Origin of the sequence: Massilia sp. MS-15, from assembly GCF_020176695.1 — a bacterium.
Classification (GTDB): domain Bacteria; phylum Pseudomonadota; class Gammaproteobacteria; order Burkholderiales; family Burkholderiaceae_D; genus Telluria; species Telluria hydrophila.
The window spans coordinates 199,482-218,050 of record NZ_JAIWIA010000001.1 but is presented as its reverse complement, the minus strand read 5'-3'; the positions used below and the strand labels follow the sequence as shown (position 1 = coordinate 218,050).

Here is an 18,569-nt window from a genome sequence, read left to right as displayed (position 1 = left end):
AAGGGTATGACGCAAGCTCCGCACTCGCTGGACCAGCAGGATACAGACGAGTTTCCGGACGATCCGGAGCGCGAGGGAGCGCCTGCGGCTGACGAGGAGGAACTCGCGCCCCCCCATCCCGAAGTCGCCTCGGTGGACGAGCTGCGCAAGGTCTTGCAGGCCGAGCTCGCCACCGACACCACCCAGCACTACCTGAACCAGATCGGTACCCGCCCGCTGCTGACGGCAAGCGAGGAAGCCCGCATCGCCACCCAGGCCAAGGCGGGCGACTTCGCGGCGCGCCAGAAGATGATCGAGCACAACCTGCGCCTGGTGGTCTCGATCGCCAAGCACTACATCAACCGCGGCGTCGTGCTGCTCGACCTCATCGAGGAGGGCAACATCGGCCTGATGCGCGCCATCGACAAGTTCGAGCCGGAGCGCGGGTTCCGGTTTTCCACCTACGCCACCTGGTGGATCCGCCAGAGCATCGAGCGCGCCATCATGAACCAGGCACGCACGGTGCGCCTGCCGGTGCACATGGTGCGCGAGCTGAACGCCGTGCTGCGCGCCAAGTACCACCTCGAGGCCAAGGAGCGCGACGGCAAGGAGGCGTCGGCCGAGGACATCGCCAGCCTGGTCGGCCGTCCGGTGGAAGAGGTGCAGGACATCCTGGCCCTGTCGGAACACGCCGCCTCGCTCGATGCGCCGCTCGACAGCGACCCGGGGTCGAGCCTGATGGACATGCTGCCCGACGATGGCGGGGCCAGTCCGGACACGCGCGCCGAGCAGCACGAGATGACCGAGCTGGTGCGCGACTGGATGGCGCGCCTGCCGGACAAGCAGCGCCTGGTCGTCACCCGCCGCTTCGGGCTGGACAACGACGACCCGGCCACGCTGGAAACCCTGGCCGAGGAGATGGGCGTGACGCGCGAGCGGGTGCGCCAGATCCAGCAGGAAGCCCTCGTCAAGCTCAAGCGCTCGATGGCGGCGCGCGGCGTGGTGCGCGACTCGCTGCTCTGACCGGCCCGGCCGGCGCCAGGTGGCGCCCACCCGGTTTCCTTGCTATCATGCCCGCCGGGCCGCTTGCGCCCATTTTTTATTTGCGAACTCCCCGCACAGCCAGTCCTGTGCCCACTCCCTATTTTCTTTTGACCACCATGCAAGAAACTTTCATCGACATCAAATCCCTGGATGCGGACGCGCGCGGCGTCGGCCACCTCGAGAACGAAGACGGCAGCCCCGGCAAGGTGATCTTCGTCGAAGGCGCGCTGCCCGGCGAACGCGTCAGCTTCGAGACCCTGCGCAAGAAGAAGAACTGGGAGTCGGGCCGCATGCTCACGCTGCAGCGCGCCTCGTCGATGCGGGTGGAGCCGAAATGCCAACACTTCGGCTACTGCGGCGGCTGCTCGATGCAGCACCTCGAACCTTCGGCCCAGGTGGCGATGAAGCAGCGCGTGCTCGAAGATAACCTCTGGCACTTGGGCAAGGTGAAGTCCGGGATGATCATGCGCCCGATGTATGGCCCGACCTGGGACTACCGCTACCGCGCGCGCCTGTCGGTGCGCCACGTGGCCAAGAAGGGCGGGGTGCTGGTCGGCTTCCACGAGCGCGCCTCGTCCTACGTGGCCGACATCACCTATTGCGAGATCCTGCCGGACCACGTGGCGCGCCTGATCGTGCCGCTGCGCGAGTTCGTCGGCCAGCTGTCGATCTACAACCAGATGCCCCAGATCGAGGTCGCCATCGGCGAAGCCGTCACGGTGCTGGTGATGCGCATCATGGCGCCGCTTACCGCGGCTGACGAGGCGCTGGCGAAAGCCTTTGCCGACAAGTGGGACATCCAGTGGTGGCTGCAACCGAAGGGCCCGGACACCGCCTACCCGTACTACCCCCTCGGCAAGGAGCTGTACTACACGTTGCCGGAATTCGGCATCCGCATGCCCTTCAAGCCGACCGACTTCACCCAGGTGAACCACCAGATCAATCGCGTGTTGGTGGCGAAGGCCCTGCGCCTGCTGGACGTGCAGCCGGGCGAGCGCGTGGCCGACCTGTTCTGCGGCCTGGGCAACTTCACGCTGCCGCTGGCGACCCAGGCGCGCGAGGTGGTCGGCATCGAAGGCAGTACGGCGCTCACCACGCGCGCGCTGGAAAACGCGCAGGCCAACGGCCTGGCGGCCAAGACCTCGTTCTCGACCCGCAACCTGTTCGAGGTGACCAAGGACGACCTGGTCGCCCTCGGCCGTTTCGATCGCATGCTGGTCGACCCGCCGCGCGACGGCGCGATGGCCCTGGCGCTGGCGCTGGCCGACCTGCGCGAGACGCACGAGGAGTTGATGCCGCAGCGGATCGTGTACGTATCCTGCAGCCCGTCCACGCTGGCGCGCGACGCCGGCATCCTGGTGCACAAGGCGGGCTATGTGCTGCAGAAGGCGGGGGTGTGCAATATGTTCCCGCATACCTCGCACGTGGAGTCGATCGCGGTGTTCGAGCTCGGTTCGAAGCCGGTGGAGTCTGCCGCATTCGAGCTTCCCGCCGAAGCCGTATAAGCGTAGGGTGGGCGGCTTTGCCGCCCACGCGGTCAACGCACGGTACTGCAGCCCGCGCAGCTGTTCACATCAAAACGATCACTGCGTGGGCGGGGGACCCGCCCACGCTACGAAACCCGCTTCAGCGACGCGGGCAATAAAAAAGCCGACCAGCGGTCGGCTTTTTCGTTTCGGCTGGAGCCGCTCAGTCGCGGTCGCCGCCGGCAATGCCCAGCAGGTGCAGCAGGCTGGTGAAGATGTTGTACACGTCGAGGTAGATCGACAGCGTGGCCGAGATGTAGTTGGTCTCGCCGCCGTTGACGATGCGCTGCACGTCGTACAGGATGAAGGCCGAGAAGATACCGATCGCCAGCATCGAGATCACGATCGACAGCACCGACATCTGCAGGAAGATGTTGGCCACGGCCGCCAGCAGGATCACGATCACGCCGGCGAACAGCCAGCTGCCCATGCCCGAGAAGTCGCGCTTGGTGGTGGTGGCGATGCTGGCCATAACGGCAAACACGCAGGCCGTGCCGCCGAAGGCGGTCATGATCAGGGTGCCGCCATTGCTATAGCCGAGCGTATGGGTCAGCAGCGGCGCCAGCATCAGGCCCATGAAGAAGGTAAAGCCGAGCAGCAGGGCGACGCCGATGGCCGAATCCTTGAATTTCTGGATCGCGAACATGAAGCCGAATGCCACGACCATGAACAGGATCAGGCCGAGACCGCCCAGCTGCAGCGATACGCCGACGAAGGCGCCCAGCACGGTCGGGATCATCGACAGCGCGAGCAGCCAGTAGGTGTTGCGCAGGACATTGTTGCGCGCGACCTGGCCACGGCCTGCCTTGGTCAGGTCGATCGTACTGCGGGGTTGCGAATTAGGGAACATGGTGCCTCCGGTTGGTGGATGAGCCTCACTTAAAACCATACAAGCAAATGCTTAGCACAGCCTTAAATCGGGACGATTTTACGCGGCAACTCTACCACTTTGCTTGCCAGTGCCGCAATATCGGCTATATGAGGGATGTATGGTAAAATTAAAGGTTGATTCAGTTCCAAATCGGGTCGCAAGAACCCCTTCAAGTTCTTGAAAAAAATCATTTTTAATATTGGAGTTTTACATGGCAATCGAACGCACCCTGTCGATCATCAAACCGGACGCAGTTGCAAAAAACGTGATCGGCCAAATCTATAGCCGCTTCGAAGGCGCTGGCCTGAAAATCGTTGCTGCCCGCATGACCCAGCTGTCGCAGGCCGAAGCCGAAGGCTTCTACGCCGTGCACGCCGCACGTCCGTTCTTCAAGGACCTGGTCAACTTCATGATCTCGGGTCCGGTGATGATCCAGGTGCTCGAAGGCGAAGGCGCGATCCTGAAGAACCGCGACCTGATGGGCGCCACCGATCCGAAGAAAGCCGACGCCGGCACCATCCGCGCCGACTTCGCCGACTCGATCGACGCCAACGCCGTGCACGGTTCGGACGCCGCTGAAACCGCTGCCGTGGAAATCGCGTACTTCTTCCCGGCACTGAACGTCTACTCGCGTTAATTAGGATGGGGGAGCGCAGTCCGGGCGCGCCCCGGTTGATACTCTCCCGGACTAATTGAAGAGTTGAGCCACGCGTGCGCAGCCCAGGGCTGGCACGGGTGGCTTCAAGAAATAAAGGATTCTGCCATGACGACGCTCACCAACCTGCTGGACTTCGATCCCGCGCAACTCGTTGCGTACTGCGCCGAGCTGGGTGAGAAACCGTTCCGCGCCAAGCAGCTCCAGCGCTGGATCCACCAGTTCGGCGCGTCGAATTTCGACGACATGACCGACCTGGCCAAGTCGCTGCGCGAAAAGCTCAAGACCCGCGCCGAGATCCGTGCGCCGGGCATCATCAGCGATCACACGTCGAGCGACGGCACCCGCAAGTGGCTGGTCGACGTCGGCAATGGCAATGCCGTGGAAACCGTGTTCATCCCGGAAGAAAACCGCGGCACGCTGTGCATCTCGACCCAGGCCGGCTGCGCCGTCAACTGCCGCTTCTGCTCGACCGGCAAGCAGGGCTTCAACCGCAACCTCACCGTGGCCGAGATCATCGGCCAGCTGTGGATGGCCGAGTTCGAGCTGCGCCGTACCAAGGGCATCGAGCCGGGCCCGAAGGGCGAGCGCCAGATCACCAACGTGGTCATGATGGGCATGGGCGAGCCCTTGCTCAACTACGAGCCGACCGTCACCGCGCTCAAGCTGATGCTCGACGATAATGCCTATGGCCTGTCGCGCCGCCGCGTCACCCTGTCGACCTCGGGCGTGGTGCCGAACATCGACAAGCTGGCGCAGGACGTGCCGGTGGCCCTCGCCGTGTCGCTGCACGCGTCGAACGACGCCCTGCGCGACATCCTGGTGCCGCTGAACAAGAAATATCCGCTGCGCGAACTGCTGGCCGCCTGCAAGCGCTACCTGGAATTCGCCCCGCGCGACTTCATCACTTTCGAGTACTGCATGCTCGACGGCTTCAACGATTCCGACGAGCACGCGCGCGAACTGATCGCGCTGGTGAACGACCCGGTGGTCGGCGTGAACTGCAAGTTCAACCTGATCCCGTTCAATCCCTTCCCGGAATCGGGCCTGACGCGCTCGAAGAACCCGCGCATCAAGGCGTTTGCCGAAGTCCTGATGAATGCCGGCATCGTGACCACCGTGCGCAAGACGCGCGGCGATGACATCGACGCCGCCTGCGGCCAGCTGGCAGGGGAGGTCAAGGACCGCACCCGCGTGGCCGAGCGCATGGAAAAGATGGCCGAGTACCAGAAAAAATTCGGTGCCGATTTCGGGCGCATCGTGGAGATCCCGTCCTGATGGTGCGCGCAGCCGGCCGCGCCGTGTCCCTGGCGCCCGTCCTCGCGTTCGGCCTGCTGGCCCTGCTGGCCGGCTGCGCCAGCAATGGCGCCGGCAGCGGCGGCGAACTGAAGACCGCGTCCGACGTGACCGCGACGGAAAAGCGCGCCGCGATCCGCCTGCAGCTGGCGGTCGGCTACTACCAGAACGGCCGCTACGAGACCGCGCTGGACGAGGTGAAGCAGGCGATCGCCGTCGATCCCTCGAATGCCGAAGCCTATGGCCTGCGCGCGCTCATCTACACGGCGATAGGCCAGCTCCAGCTGGCCGACGACAACTACCAGCATGCCCTGCGCATCGAGCCGCGCAACCCGGACCTGTCGAACAATTACGGTTCCTTCCTGTGCCAGTCGCTGAACAAGCCGGCGCAGGCGATGTCGTATTTCGACGCCGCGCTGCGCAATCCGGCCTACCAGACGCCGGTGAGCGCGCTGGTGAATGCGGGCGTGTGCAGTATCCGCGGCAAGAATTTCCAGGCCGCCGAGCGCTATCTGCTCGACGCCCTGCGCTACAACCCCGACCTGCAGGCCATTAATGCCGGGCTGGCGCGGATTTATTACGAGCGGCGCGACTACACGCGCGCCGGTTTTTTCATTAACCGCCTGATCGAGACTTCGAAACTCGACACGCTGTCGGCGGATGCGCTCTGGCTGGCGCTGCGGGTGCAACGCAAGACCGGCGAGCGCAGCCTGGAGCCGAGCCTGGCTGCCCAGTTGCGGCGCCGCTTCCCCGGTTCGCCCGAATATGCGGCTTTCGAGCGCGGCGCATTTGATGAGTGAGACAAGTACCATGAACGAGCATGCAGACCAGCCGGCCACGCCTGGCAAGGACGCCGGCATTCCCGGCATCACCCTGCAGTCCCAGCGCGAGGCGATGGGCTGGAGCGTGGAGCAGGTGGCCGACCAGCTGAAACTGGCGCCGCGCCAGGTCGTGGCGCTGGAAGCGGGCGACTATGCCTCGCTGCCGAGCCCCGCGGTCACGCGCGGTTTCGTGCGCGCCTATGCCAAGCTGCTGAAGATCGACGCCGCCCCGCTGGTGGCCAAGATCGAGATGAACATGCCGCCGGAAGCCCGCGCCGGCGCCACCGCGACCCTGCCGCGCCGCGAACAGCGTCCGACCTCGTTTTCGCAGAGCCGCTTCCCGATCGGCGGCAAGCGCAACCGCGTGCCCGCCGGCCTGATCGCCGGCGCCATCGCCGTGATCGCGGCCGGCGCCGCGCTCTGGCATTTCGGCCTGCTGCCGGGCAGCCAGCGCGAGGATGCCGCCGCCGGCGCCGTGCTCGAGACGCCGATCGTGAGTCCGGCAGCGCCGGCCGCCCCGGCCGTCCCTGATTCGCTGCAGAACCCGTCCGTGCCCCTGATCTCGGTGCCGGCCCCGGGCAGCACGCTGCCGGCCCCGGCCGCTACCCCGGCCCCGGACGCCGCACCCGGCACGACGCCGCCGGCCACGCCCGCGGCGCCTCCCGCCGCCAGCCTGGCCACGCCGCCGGCCACCGCTGCCACCGCTGCCACCATTACCGCGGTCGCCGCCGGCGCGAATCCCTTGGTGCTGAAAGTGCGCGAGGATTCGTGGATTGAAGTCCGTCCGGCCCGCGGCGGCAAGCCGCTGCTTTCGCGCCTGGTCAAGGGCGGCAGCACCGAGACGCTCGAGGTGGCCGAGCCGGTCAACCTCGTGGTCGGCAACCCGGGCGGCGTGTCGGCCACCCTGCGCGGCGCGGCCGTCGGCCTGCCGCAGGTGCCGGGCAAGACCATCGCCCGCGTCTCCCTGAAATAAGCATTGGACAGCCAGAGCATGGAACAGAACATGATCGTCAACGACGCCTGCCCGGCAGCGCCGGCAGGACCGATTCCCTCCGGCCCGCTGGCGCGCCGCGCCAGCCGCAAGGTGGCGGTCTCGCACGGCGGGCGCACCGTCTGGGTCGGCGGCGACGCGCCGGTGGTGGTGCAGTCGATGACCAATACCGATACCGCCGACGCGATCGGCACCGCGATCCAGGTGAAGGAACTGGCGCGCGCCGGTTCCGAGATCGTGCGCATCACGGTGAACACGCCGGAAGCGGCGGCCGCCGTGCCGGCGATCCGCGAGCAGCTCGACCGCATGGAGATCGACGTGCCGCTGGTGGGCGACTTCCACTACAACGGCCACCTGCTGCTGCGCGACTATCCGGAATGCGCGCGGGCGCTTTCCAAATACCGTATCAACCCGGGCAACGTGGGGCAGGGCGCCAAGCGCGACACCCAGTTCGCCCAGATGATCGAAATCGCCGCGAAATACGACAAGCCGGTGCGCATCGGCGTCAACTGGGGCTCGCTCGACCAGTCGCTGCTGGCCCGCATCATGGACGAAAACGCGTCGCGTGCGCATCCGTGGAGCGCGCAGGCCGTGATGTACGAAGCGCTCATCACTTCCGCGATCGAGAACGCGGTGCGGGCCGAGGAAGTGGGCCTGGCGCGCGACAAGATCATCCTCTCGTGCAAGGTCTCGGGTGTGCAGGACCTGATCGCGGTGTACCGCGAACTGGCGCGCCGCTGCGACTACCCGCTGCACCTGGGCCTGACCGAGGCCGGCATGGGCAGCAAGGGCATCGTCGCCTCGACCGCGGCCCTGTCGGTGCTGCTGCAGGAGGGCATCGGCGACACCATCCGCATCTCGCTGACCCCGGAGCCGGGCGGCGACCGTAGCAAGGAAGTCGTGGTCGGCCAGGAAATCCTGCAGACCATGGGCCTGCGCAAGTTCACGCCGATGGTGATCGCCTGCCCGGGGTGCGGGCGCACGACGTCCACCGTGTTCCAGGAACTGGCGGACAATATCCAGACCTTCCTGCGCGAGCAGATGCCGGAGTGGAAGAAGACCTACCCGGGCGTGGAAGCGATGAACGTGGCCGTGATGGGCTGCATCGTCAACGGTCCGGGCGAATCGAAGCATGCGAACATCGGCATCAGCCTGCCGGGCACGGGCGAGTCGCCGGCAGCGCCGGTGTTCGTCGACGGCCAGAAGTTCGCCACCCTGCGCGGCGAGCGCATCGTGGAGGAGTTCAAGACCATCGTGCTGAATTACGTGCGGAAGAACTACAGCCAAGAGGCAGTGGCGCAATAAGATATCCGTAGGGTGGGCGGGTCCCCCGCCCACGCGTTCAACGCGTGCATGCACTGTTTGAACGCGTGGGCGGCAACGCCGCCCACCCTACGAAAGAGAGCTAACAACATGTCCAAACCAGAAAAAATCGTCGCCGTCAAAGGCATGAACGACATCCTCCCGCAAGACGCACCGATGTGGGAGCTGTTCGAGAACACCGCCGAGACCATCCTCAAAAGCTACGGCTACCAGAAGATCGTCACTCCCATCGTGGAAGACACCAGCCTGTTCGCGCGCGCGATCGGCGCCGTGACCGACATCGTCGAGAAGGAGATGTACTCCTTCGAGGATGCGATGAACGGCGACCAGCTGACCCTGCGTCCCGAGGGTACGGCCGGCGCGGTGCGCGCCGTCATCGAGCACAACCTCGTCTACGACGGCCCGAAGCGCCTGTGGTACAAGGGCCCGATGTTCCGCCACGAGCGTCCGCAGCGCGGCCGCTACCGCCAGTTCTTCCAGATGGGTGCGGAAGCCGTCGGCTTCTCGGGCCCGGACATCGACGCCGAGCTGATCATGCTGTGCCGCCGCCTGTGGGACGACCTCGGCCTGCAGAACGTGCGCCTGGAACTGAATTCGATCGGCAACGCCGACGAACGCCTGCGCCACCGCGCCGACCTGATCGCCTATCTCGAGAAGCACGAGGACATCCTCGACCTTGAGGCCAAGCGCCGCCTGCACAGCAATCCGCTGCGCATCCTCGACACCAAGAACCCGGCCATGCAGGAGATGGTCAATGGCGCGCCGAAGCTGCTCGACTACCTGGGCGAAGAGTCGCTGGCCCACCTGGAAGGCCTGAAGAAGATCCTCGACCGCAATGCGGTGCAGTACACCATCAACCCGCGCCTGGTGCGCGGCCTGGATTACTACAACCGCACCGTGTTCGAGTGGGTTACCGACGAGCTGGGCTCGCAGGGCACGATCTGCGCGGGCGGCCGCTACGATCCGCTGATCGCGCAGTTCGGCGGCAAGCCGACGCCGGCGGTGGGCTTCGCGATGGGCATCGAGCGCATCATCGAGCTGATGAAGGGCCTGGGCGACACCCAGGCGCCGGCCCAGTGCGACGTCTACCTGGTGCACCAGGGCGAGGAAGCCCAGCAGCAGGCCTTCATCCTGGGTGAGCGCCTGCGGGATGCCGGCCTGGATGTTGTGTTACATTGCGCAACGCCGGCCGGCGCGGGCAGCTTCAAGAGCCAGATGAAGAAGGCCGACGGCAGCGGCGCCGCCTTCGCCGTGATCATCGGCGAGGACGAGATCGCGTCCGGCCACGCCGTGGTGAAAGCCATGCGCGCGGACGTCGACAAGGCGGCGAGCGAACAGCAGCAGTCGAAAGTGGCCTTCGAGGCGGTGGTCGATCACGTGGTCGACCAGATCGTCGGCGGCGGACACGATTGCGATGACGAGAACTGCAACGAGCACGGCCACCATCACCGTCCCTGACCCAGCAACAGACCCGATCCACCACCACTAGAACAACATAGAGCAGACCATGGCATACGACCTCGAAGAACAGGAACAGATAGCGAACTTCAAGGCCTTCTGGGCCCGTTTCGGCAACCTCATCATGGGCGTGCTGATCGTCGCGCTGCTGTCCTACGCCGGCTACAACTACTGGAAGTCGCACCAGCGCAACCAGGCGGTGGAGGCCTCGGCCCTGTACGACAGCCTGCAGGAATCGCTGGCCGCGAACGACAATGCCAAGGTCCAGCGCATCGCCGGCGACATGCAGCAAAAATACGCGGGCACCGTGTATGCGCAGATGGCGGCCCTGGGCGCGGCCAAGACCGCGTTCGAGGCGAACGACCTGAAGACCGCCAAGACCCAGCTGCAATGGGTGGTGGACAAGGGCGGCGAGGAATACCAGGCCATCGCCAAGGTGCGCCTGGCCGGCGTGCTGCTGGACGAAAAAGCCTATGACGCCGCCCTCAAGCTGCTGAACGACAAGTTCCCCGCGCAGTACGCGGCCGAAGTGGCGGACCGCAAGGGCGACGTGCTGGCGGCGCAGAACAAGCTGGCCGAAGCACGCCAGGCCTACGTGGCCGCGCTGGCCGCCATGCACAAGGATCATCCGGGCCGCCAGCTGGTCCAGGTGAAGCTCGAAGCCATCGGCGGCACCGTGCCGGCCGCGGCGGATGGGGCGAAAGAGGCGCAAGCGCCCGCGGCCGCCGCTTAAGATCCCGATCGACAGGCCCGCGCCCGCCCCTGCGGCGAGCGCGGGCTTTGCGTCCTCTACAGTCCAGGAACAAGGTTAAAGAATATGCGTATTAGCAGCAAACTTGTCGGTGTTGGTGTACTGGCCCTGATGACGGGCTGTTCGAGCCTGAGCCCGTCCAGCGCGATCAACAAACTCAGCGGCCTGAATCCGTTCTCGTCGAAGTCGAAGGCCGAGCAGCCGGCCGCGCTGGTCGAACTGCAGGCGACGATGGCGGTGCGCACCGCGTGGAAGCTGGACATCGGCAAGGCCGGCGCCTACCAGTTCTCGCCCGCGCTGGCCGGCAACACGGTGGTGGTGGCCAGCGCCGGCGGCGACATCGCACGGGTCGAGGCCACGACCGGCCGCCTGCTGTGGCGCACCAAGGCCGGCAGCGAACTGACGAGCGGCGTCGGCACCGACGGCAACCTGATCGTGGTCGGCGGCGCCAAGGGCAGCCTGATCGCCTTCGACATGGACGGCAACAAGCTGTGGACCTCGCAGCTGTCGAGCGAGCTGCTGTCGGCGCCCGCCGTGGGGCAGGGCATCGTCGTCGCGCGCAGCCTGGACAACCGCATCGTCGGCCTGGACGCCAGGACCGGCGACAAGAAATGGACCGTGCAGCGCACCTCGCCCGCGCTGACCCTGCGCACCGCGCCGGGCATGGTGGTCAACGGCAGCGACGTCGTCATCGCCCAGCCGGCCGGCCGCCTGTCGTCCTTCCTGCTGGCCACCGGCGCACCGCGCTGGGACGTCGAAGTGGGCGTGGGCCGCGGCGCCACCGAACTCGAACGCGTGACCGACATCGGCGGCTACCCGGTGCTGTTCGAGGGCGACGTCTGCGCCGTCACCTACCAGGGCCGGATCGGCTGCTTCGACGCCGCCGCCGGTTCGACCAAGTGGACCCGCGACATGTCGTCCGAAGTCGGGGTGGCGGTCGACCAGCGCTTCGTGTTCGCGCCGGACGACAAGGGCGCACTGTATGCCTACAACCGCGACACCGGCGCCAGCGCCTGGAAGAACGACAAGCTGGCCTTCCGCCGCCTGTCCACGCCCGTCTCCTACGGCCGCGCCGTGGCGGTGGGCGACTACCAGGGCATCGTGCACTTCCTGTCGCGCGAGGATGGCGCTTTCCTGGCGCGCGCCGCCACCGATGGCAGCCCGATCGTGGGCACGCCGCTGGTGGCCGGATCGCACCTGATCTTTCAAACACAAAACGGAACTGTGGCCGCGATCGCGGTCGAATAGAATAAAACAATGAAGCCGGTAATTGCACTCGTTGGTCGCCCGAACGTCGGGAAGTCGACCCTATTCAACCGCCTGACCCGCTCGCGGGACGCGCTGGTGGCCGACCTCCCTGGCCTGACCCGCGACCGCCACTATGGCGAAGGCCGGATCGGCGAACGGCCGTTCCTGGTCATCGACACGGGCGGTTTCGAACCGGTCGCCAAGGAGGGCATCATGCACGAGATGGCGCTGCAGACGCGCCAGGCGGTGGCGGAAGCCGACGTCGTCGTGTTCATCGTCGATGGCCGCCAGGGACTGACCCCGCACGACAAGACCATCACCGACTACCTGCGCAAGCAGAACCGCAAGGTGATGCTGGTGGTGAACAAGTCGGAAGGCATGAAATACACCTCGGTCACCGCCGACTTCTACGAACTCGGCATGGGCGACCCGTACGTGATTTCCGCCGCCCACGGCGACGGCGTGCACGACCTGGTCAACGAGGCGCTCGACTTCGCGTTCGAAAACCGTCCCGACGAGGAAGACGAGCCCGAGCACCCCGATCACGGCATCAAGATCGCCATCGTCGGCCGCCCGAACGTCGGCAAGTCGACCCTGATCAACACCCTGGTCGGCGAGCAGCGCGTGATCGCCTTCGACATGCCGGGCACCACCCGCGATTCGATCGAAGTGCCGTTCGAGCGCGAAGGCAAGAAGTACACGCTGATCGACACCGCCGGCATCCGCCGCCGCGGCAAGATCTTCGAAGCGATCGAGAAGTTCTCGGTGGTCAAGACCATGCAGTCGATCTCGGACGCCAACGTGATCATCCTGCTGCTCGACGCCCAGCAGGACATCTCGGAGCAGGACGCGCACATCGCCGGCTTCATCCTGGAGTCGGGCCGGGCGCTGGTCGTGGCCGTCAACAAGTGGGACGGCCTGCAGTCGGACCAGCGCGACCAGGTCAAGACGGACCTCGACCGCAAGCTCGATTTCCTGTCCTTCGCCAAGACCCACTTCGTGTCGGCCCTGAAGGGTACCGGCATCAGCCAGTTGATGAAGTCGGTGGATGCGGCCTACGCCGCGGCGACCGCCAACCTGTCGACGCCACGTCTGACGCGCGCGCTGCAGGAAGCGATCGAGAAGCAGGAGCCCAAGCGCAAAGGCAGCACCCGTCCCAAGATGCGCTATGCGCACCAGGGCGGCCAGAATCCGCCGGTCATCGTCATCCACGGCAATGCGCTGGAAGCCGTCAGCGAGCCTTACAAGCGCTACCTGGAGCGGCACTTCCGCGACACCTTCAACCTGGTCGGGACCCCCGTGCGCCTGGAGCTGCGTACCGGCAAGAACCCGTTTGCCAAGGAGCAGAAATAGCCAGTGCAGTACGACAAAGAGTGGCGAAACAGGTTACAGTAGCTTAGGGCTTTCATTCGCCGAGCTGAATCGGGCCCAAGCACTTGAAATTTGGCAAATCGCCTCGACTTTTTAACTACAACAACATTACGGAGCTGTTATGAGCAACAAAGGGCAACTGTTACAAGACCCATTCCTGAACGCACTGCGCAAGGAGCATGTCCCCGTCTCCATCTACCTGGTCAACGGCATCAAACTGCAAGGCCATATCGAATCCTTCGACCAGTACGTCGTCCTGCTGCGTAACACCGTGACCCAGATGGTCTACAAGCATGCCATTTCCACCGTCGTCCCGGCTCGCGCCGTCAACCTTAACCTCGACTCCGAAGCAGAGTAAGGCCGATGGCTGACGCCCCCGGCAACACCACCATGCGCGCAGCGCTGGTCGGCATCGACTTCGGTACTGGCGACTTCGCCGCCAGCCTGGAAGAGCTGTCCCTGCTTGCGCGCTCCGCCGGCGCCGACCCGATCACCACGATCACGGCCCGGCGCAGCAGTCCCGATCCCGCCCACTTCGTCGGCAGCGGCAAGGCCGACGAAATCAAGCTGGCCTGCCAGCTCGACGCGATCGATATCGTCATCTTCAACCACGCCCTGTCGCCGGCCCAGCAGCGCAACCTCGAGCGCCGCCTGGAAGTGCGCGTGGTCGACCGTACCAGCCTGATCCTCGACATCTTCGCCCAGCGCGCCCAGAGCCACGAGGGCAAGCTGCAGGTCGAGCTGGCCCAGCTGCAGCACCTGGCCACGCGCCTGATCCGCGGCTGGACCCACCTGGAACGGCAAAAGGGCGGTATCGGCCTGCGCGGTCCGGGTGAAACCCAGCTCGAGACCGACCGCCGCCTGATCGGCGAACGTGTCAAGCAGCTGCGCGTCAAGCTCACCAAGCTGCGCAAGCAGCACGAGACCCAGCGCCGCCAGCGCGGACGCAACCAGACGTTTTCCGTGTCCCTGGTCGGCTATACCAACGCCGGCAAGTCGACCCTGTTCAACACGCTGACCAAGGCCGGCGTGTACGTGGCGAACCAGCTGTTCGCCACCCTCGACACCACCAGCCGCCGCCTGTACCTGGGCGACGAGGTGGGCAGCGTGGTGATCTCGGACACGGTCGGCTTCGTGCGCGAACTGCCGCACCAGCTGGTGGCGGCCTTCCGCGCCACGTTGGAAGAGACCATCCATGCCGACCTGCTGCTGCACGTGGTCGACGGCAATTCGCCGGTGCGCATGGAACAGATCGAGCAGGTCAACGAGGTGCTGCGCGAGATCGGCGCCGACCACGTCCCGCAGATCCTGGTCTGGAACAAGATCGACGCGGCCGGGCTCGAGCCTGGAGTCGAGCGTGATGAGTATGATAAGATCAGCCGCGTTTTCGTCAGTGCCCACAGCGGAGCGGGCCTGGACCTGCTGCGCGAAGCCATCGTCGAGGCGGCGAAGGCGGCACGCTCGGAAGCTATGCGCGATGGGGAAGAACCGGCGGTGGGCGGCTCCCCGGTCAATCCCACAGAAAACAATATGACCAACTCCACCCATCTCGGGCCACACTAGCCTATGCTCGTTTCTTTACTCAAGCGTTGCGGCATCAAGCTGTCGCTCAACGACCCGCGCTGGGGCCACCGGCCACAGGGCGACCACAAGGCCCAGGAGGGCCGCCGGCCGGGTGAAGGCCCGCCCGACCTCGATCAACTCTGGCGCGACTTCAATGCGCGCCTCAACCGCATGTTCGGCGGCCGCAACAATGGCGGCGGCGACGGCGGCAATGGCGGCGCGGGCCGCGGCGACATGCGCGGCGCCGGCGTCACGGCCGGCGTGGTCGCGGCCATCGTGGCCCTGATCTGGCTCGCCAGCGGCGCCTTCATCGTGCAGGAAGGCCAGACCGGCGTGGTCACCACCTTCGGCAAGCTGAGCCATACGACCGGCTCCGGCTTCAACTGGCGCTGGCCGTATCCGATCCAGGCCCACGAGACGGTGAACGTGTCGCAGATCCGTACCGCCGAGATCGGCTACCGCGCGAACGTGCGCAACAAGCAGCCGCAGGAATCGCTGATGCTGACCGATGACGAGAACATCATCGACATCCAGTTCGCGGTGCAGTACACGCTGAAGGACCCGGTCCAGTGGCTGTTCAACAACCGCGAGAACGACGAGACCGTGCGCCAGGTGGCCGAGACCGCGATCCGCGAAGTGGTCGGCCGCAGCAAGATGGACTTCGTGCTGTACGAGGGCCGCGAGAAGGTGGCGGTGGACGTGCACCAGATGATGCAGCAGATCCTGGACCGCTACGCGCTGGGCGCCCTGGTCACCAACGTGACCATGCAGGGCGTGCAGCCGCCGGAGCAGGTGCAGGAAGCCTTCGACGACGCCGTCAAGGCCGGCCAGGACCGTGCCCGCGCCAGGAACGAAGGCGAAGCCTATGCCAACCAGGTGATTCCGCAGGCGCGCGGCCAGGCCTTCCGCCTGCAGCAGGACGCCGAAGCCTACCGCTCGATGGTGGTGGAAAACGCGACTGGTAACGCCTCGCGCTTCGACCAGGTGGTGGCGGCCTATGCCAAGGCCCCGGCCGTCACGCGCGACCGCATGTACATCGACACCATGCAGCAGATCTTCTCCAGCACCAGCAAGGTGATGGTCGATTCGCGCGCCGGCAATCCGATGATCTACCTGCCGCTGGACAAGTTGATCGGCCAGAACGCCGGTGCCGACGGCGTCGGCGGCAAATCGGGTCCGGTGCCGGTGCCGCAGTCGGCGCCGCCGGCGGACGTCATGCAAGCCATGGATTCGGTGCGCCAGCGCGACAGCCGCAGCCGCGATTCCTCACGTGACCGGGAGAGCCGTTAATGAACCGCCTCGTAACTTTATTTGTGGCGGGCTTCATTGCCCTCATGCTGCTGTCCTCGACCGTGTTCGTGGTGGACCAGCGCCGCTTCGCCATCGTGTTCGCCCTGGGTAAGGTCGGGGATGTGATCACCGAGCCGGGCCTGCACTTCAAGCTGCCGCCGCCGTTCCAGAACGTGATCTACCTGGACAAGCGCATCCTGACCCTGGATACCCCTGACGCCGACCGTTTCATCACGGCCGAGAAGAAGAACATCCTGGTGGACGCCTTCATGAAATGGCGCATCACCGATCCGCGCCTGTACTACGTCAGCTTCGGCGGCGACGAGAACCGCGCGCGCGACCGCCTGTCGCAGATCATCAAGGCGGCCCTGAACGACGAGATCACCAAGCGTACCGTGCGCGAAGTGATCTCCGGCGAGCGTGGCCGCGTGATGGAAGCGGTGAAGCAGAAGGTGATCGCCGAGGCCAGGGAGATCGGCGTGGGCGTGGTGGACGTGCGCCTCAAGCGCGTCGACTACATCGAGCAGATCAACAACTCGGTGTACGAACGCATGAAGGCCGAGCGCGTGCGCGTGGCCAACGAACTGCGTTCGACCGGCGCCGCCGAATCCGAGCAGATCCGCGCCGACGCCGACCGCCAGCGCACCGTGATCATCGCCGAAGCCTTCCGCGAGGCCGAGAAGGTCAAGGGCGAGGGCGATGCCAAGGCCACCGCGATCTATGCGGAATCCTTCGGCAAGAACCCGGAGTTCGCCAGGTACTACCGTTCGCTGGAAGCCTACCGCGCGACCTTCAAGAACCGCGGCGACGTGATGGTGGTGGATCCGAACTCGGAGTTCTTCAAGTACTTCAAGCAGCCCGGGTCCAAATAAGTACCGGCTTGCCGTAAGGTGGGCGTTTGTAATTTAGGGCAATGCCCGGAATTACAAACGCCCGCGCGGTCCACCACCGTATGCAAAGCCACGGAGCGGGCCAGAATACGTGATTTGACCGCGTGGGCGGGAATTTATTCCACTGGGCGAAATTCCCCCGCCCACCCTACATATCGGTCTATACAAGCGTTGCAACATGGCACTCTGACAAGCTATCCAGCCCGTCAAACCACCATCCCCCGCCTACGCCTTGTCATTTTCGGGTAAAATTGCCGATTCGGCGCGCGCACCGTGCGCCAGCACGCCTGTGCCTATTGCATTGCTCTTTACAAACAACCCGTAAGCTGTCTGCCCATGCCGAACTGGCTACTGCCTGAAAATATCGCCGATGTCTTGCCGTCCGAGGCGCGCAAGATCGAGGATCTGCGCCGCAAGATGCTCGATACCTTCCGCCTGTACGGCTATGAACTGGTGATGCCGCCGCTGCTCGAGTACGTCGAGTCGCTGCTGGCCGGAGCAGGGCAGGACACCGAGCTGCGCACCTTCAAGGTGGTCGACCAGATCTCCGGCCGCCTGCTCGGCCTGCGTGCCGACATGACCACGCAGGTGGCGCGCATCGATGCGCACCTGCTCAACCGCGACACCGTTACCCGCCTGTGCTATGCCGGCAGCGTGCTGCATACCCGTCCCTCGGGCCTGCACGCCACCCGCGAGCCGATCCAGATCGGTTGCGAGATCTACGGCCACGCCGGCCTGGAAGCCGACGCCGAGATCCAGGAGCTGGCGCTCGGTGCGCTGGCGCTGGCCGGCTTCGACAGCGTCCGCCTCGACCTGTGCCACGTGGGCATCCTGCGCGCCCTGCTGGCCGAAGACCCGGCCGCGCGCCGCGACGAAGCCCAGCTCATCGCCATGCTGCGTGCCAAGGATGCGCCGGGCCTGGACGCCATCACGCAAAATTATTACCCCGCGACCCGCAAGGCCCTGCTGGCGCTGCCGCACCTGTACGGCGACGTCGAGGTGCTGGCGCGCGCGAAAGAAGCCTTGCCGGCGCTGCCCGGCATCACCCGTGCGCTGGCCGAACTGGCCGCGCTGGCGGCGAGCGCCATCGGCCGCGCCGTCGTGGCGATCGACCTGGCCGACCTGCGCGGTTACCAGTACGAAAGCGGCGCCATGTTCGCGCTCTACGTGCCGGGCCTGCCGAACGCGGTGGCAAGGGGCGGGCGCTACGACCATGTGGGCGAAGCGTTTGGGCGTGCGCGTCCGGCCACCGGCTTTTCGCTCGACCTGCGCGAACTGGCGCGGCTGTTGCCGACGGCCGAGCGCAAGCACTCCATCCGCGCACCGTGGGGCAATGCGCCGGAACTGAAGGAAAAAATCGCTGACCTGCGCAAGGCAGGCGAAGTCGTGATCCAGTCCATGCCGGGTCACGACAATGTTCAGGACGAGTTCGAGTGCGACCGCGTGCTCGTCCTCGAAAACGGAAATTGGATTCTCAAAAACTTAGGTTAAG

The 18,569-nt window shown here is 65.6% G+C and carries 17 protein-coding genes; 16 read left to right on the top strand and 1 reads right to left on the bottom strand.

What is annotated here, in order from left to right; all coding sequences use genetic code 11:
• The first annotated feature begins 6 nt into the window (after nucleotides 1-6).
• Both rpoS and rlmD read left to right on the top strand, forming a co-directional pair.
• Complete coding sequence (rpoS, locus tag LCI23_RS01055) at nucleotides 7-1,002, top strand: RNA polymerase sigma factor RpoS (protein WP_224942626.1); 996 nt, start codon at nucleotides 7-9, stop codon at nucleotides 1,000-1,002.
• 137 nt (nucleotides 1,003-1,139) lie between these two features.
• Nucleotides 1,140-2,528, top strand: coding sequence for a 23S rRNA (uracil(1939)-C(5))-methyltransferase RlmD (gene rlmD, locus LCI23_RS01050; RefSeq protein ID WP_224942624.1), 1,389 nt, complete (start codon nucleotides 1,140-1,142; stop codon nucleotides 2,526-2,528).
• A 184-nt stretch (nucleotides 2,529-2,712) separates the two neighbouring features.
• Here the strand turns inward: rlmD and LCI23_RS01045 are convergent, their stop codons facing one another.
• Entirely contained in the window at nucleotides 2,713-3,399 is a 687-nt protein-coding gene (locus LCI23_RS01045; protein WP_224942623.1) for a Bax inhibitor-1/YccA family protein, read from the bottom strand.
• Nucleotides 3,400-3,631: 232 nt separating this feature from the next.
• Here LCI23_RS01045 and ndk point away from each other — a divergent pair, with 232 nt between their 5' ends.
• From ndk to LCI23_RS00975, 14 genes are all read left to right on the top strand, one after another.
• On the top strand, nucleotides 3,632-4,057 hold the full coding sequence (ndk, locus tag LCI23_RS01040) for a nucleoside-diphosphate kinase (protein WP_224942622.1): 426 nt from the start codon (nucleotides 3,632-3,634) through the stop codon (nucleotides 4,055-4,057).
• Nucleotides 4,058-4,183: 126 nt separating this feature from the next.
• On the top strand, nucleotides 4,184-5,353 hold the full coding sequence (gene rlmN, locus LCI23_RS01035; protein WP_224942621.1) for a 23S rRNA (adenine(2503)-C(2))-methyltransferase RlmN: 1,170 nt from the start codon (nucleotides 4,184-4,186) through the stop codon (nucleotides 5,351-5,353).
• On the top strand, nucleotides 5,353-6,171 hold the full coding sequence (gene pilW, locus LCI23_RS01030) for a type IV pilus biogenesis/stability protein PilW (protein ID WP_224942612.1): 819 nt from the start codon (nucleotides 5,353-5,355) through the stop codon (nucleotides 6,169-6,171). Before rlmN ends, pilW begins: the two co-directional genes overlap by 1 nt.
• Nucleotides 6,172-6,181: 10 nt before the next feature.
• Nucleotides 6,182-7,165: a helix-turn-helix domain-containing protein gene (locus tag LCI23_RS01025; protein WP_224942593.1), complete on the top strand. Its 984-nt coding sequence runs from the start codon at nucleotides 6,182-6,184 to the stop codon at nucleotides 7,163-7,165.
• A 30-nt stretch (nucleotides 7,166-7,195) separates the two neighbouring features.
• Nucleotides 7,196-8,488: a flavodoxin-dependent (E)-4-hydroxy-3-methylbut-2-enyl-diphosphate synthase gene (gene ispG, locus LCI23_RS01020; protein WP_374041131.1), complete on the top strand. Its 1,293-nt coding sequence runs from the start codon at nucleotides 7,196-7,198 to the stop codon at nucleotides 8,486-8,488.
• Between the two features lie 108 nt (nucleotides 8,489-8,596).
• Entirely contained in the window at nucleotides 8,597-9,964 is a 1,368-nt protein-coding gene (gene hisS, locus LCI23_RS01015) for a histidine--tRNA ligase (protein ID WP_224942587.1), read from the top strand.
• A gap of 49 nt (nucleotides 9,965-10,013) precedes the next feature.
• Nucleotides 10,014-10,697 carry a tetratricopeptide repeat protein gene (locus LCI23_RS01010; RefSeq protein ID WP_224942586.1) on the top strand — a complete coding sequence of 228 codons (684 nt, stop codon included), beginning with the start codon at nucleotides 10,014-10,016 and terminating at the stop codon, nucleotides 10,695-10,697.
• Between the two features lie 84 nt (nucleotides 10,698-10,781).
• A complete protein-coding gene (gene bamB / locus LCI23_RS01005; protein ID WP_224942585.1) occupies nucleotides 10,782-11,963 on the top strand; it encodes an outer membrane protein assembly factor BamB in 1,182 nt (393 codons plus the stop codon).
• A gap of 9 nt (nucleotides 11,964-11,972) precedes the next feature.
• Nucleotides 11,973-13,316, top strand: a complete 1,344-nt coding sequence (gene der / locus LCI23_RS01000; protein WP_224942583.1) for a ribosome biogenesis GTPase Der — start codon at nucleotides 11,973-11,975, stop codon at nucleotides 13,314-13,316.
• Nucleotides 13,317-13,455: 139 nt separating this feature from the next.
• Nucleotides 13,456-13,692 (top strand): RNA chaperone Hfq, encoded by a 237-nt coding sequence (gene hfq / locus LCI23_RS00995; protein WP_026354376.1) that lies wholly within the window; start codon nucleotides 13,456-13,458, stop codon nucleotides 13,690-13,692.
• Nucleotides 13,693-13,724: 32 nt separating this feature from the next.
• Nucleotides 13,725-14,897, top strand: a complete 1,173-nt coding sequence (hflX, locus tag LCI23_RS00990) for a GTPase HflX (RefSeq protein WP_224943014.1) — start codon at nucleotides 13,725-13,727, stop codon at nucleotides 14,895-14,897.
• Between the two features lie 3 nt (nucleotides 14,898-14,900).
• Complete coding sequence (hflK, locus tag LCI23_RS00985) at nucleotides 14,901-16,187, top strand: FtsH protease activity modulator HflK (protein ID WP_224942581.1); 1,287 nt, start codon at nucleotides 14,901-14,903, stop codon at nucleotides 16,185-16,187.
• A complete protein-coding gene (gene hflC, locus LCI23_RS00980) occupies nucleotides 16,187-17,059 on the top strand; it encodes a protease modulator HflC (protein WP_224942579.1) in 873 nt (290 codons plus the stop codon). The genes hflK and hflC overlap by 1 nt, the downstream gene beginning before the upstream one ends.
• Nucleotides 17,060-17,413: 354 nt before the next feature.
• Nucleotides 17,414-18,568: an ATP phosphoribosyltransferase regulatory subunit gene (locus LCI23_RS00975; RefSeq protein WP_224942577.1), complete on the top strand. Its 1,155-nt coding sequence runs from the start codon at nucleotides 17,414-17,416 to the stop codon at nucleotides 18,566-18,568.
• Nucleotide 18,569 lies beyond the last annotated feature (1 nt).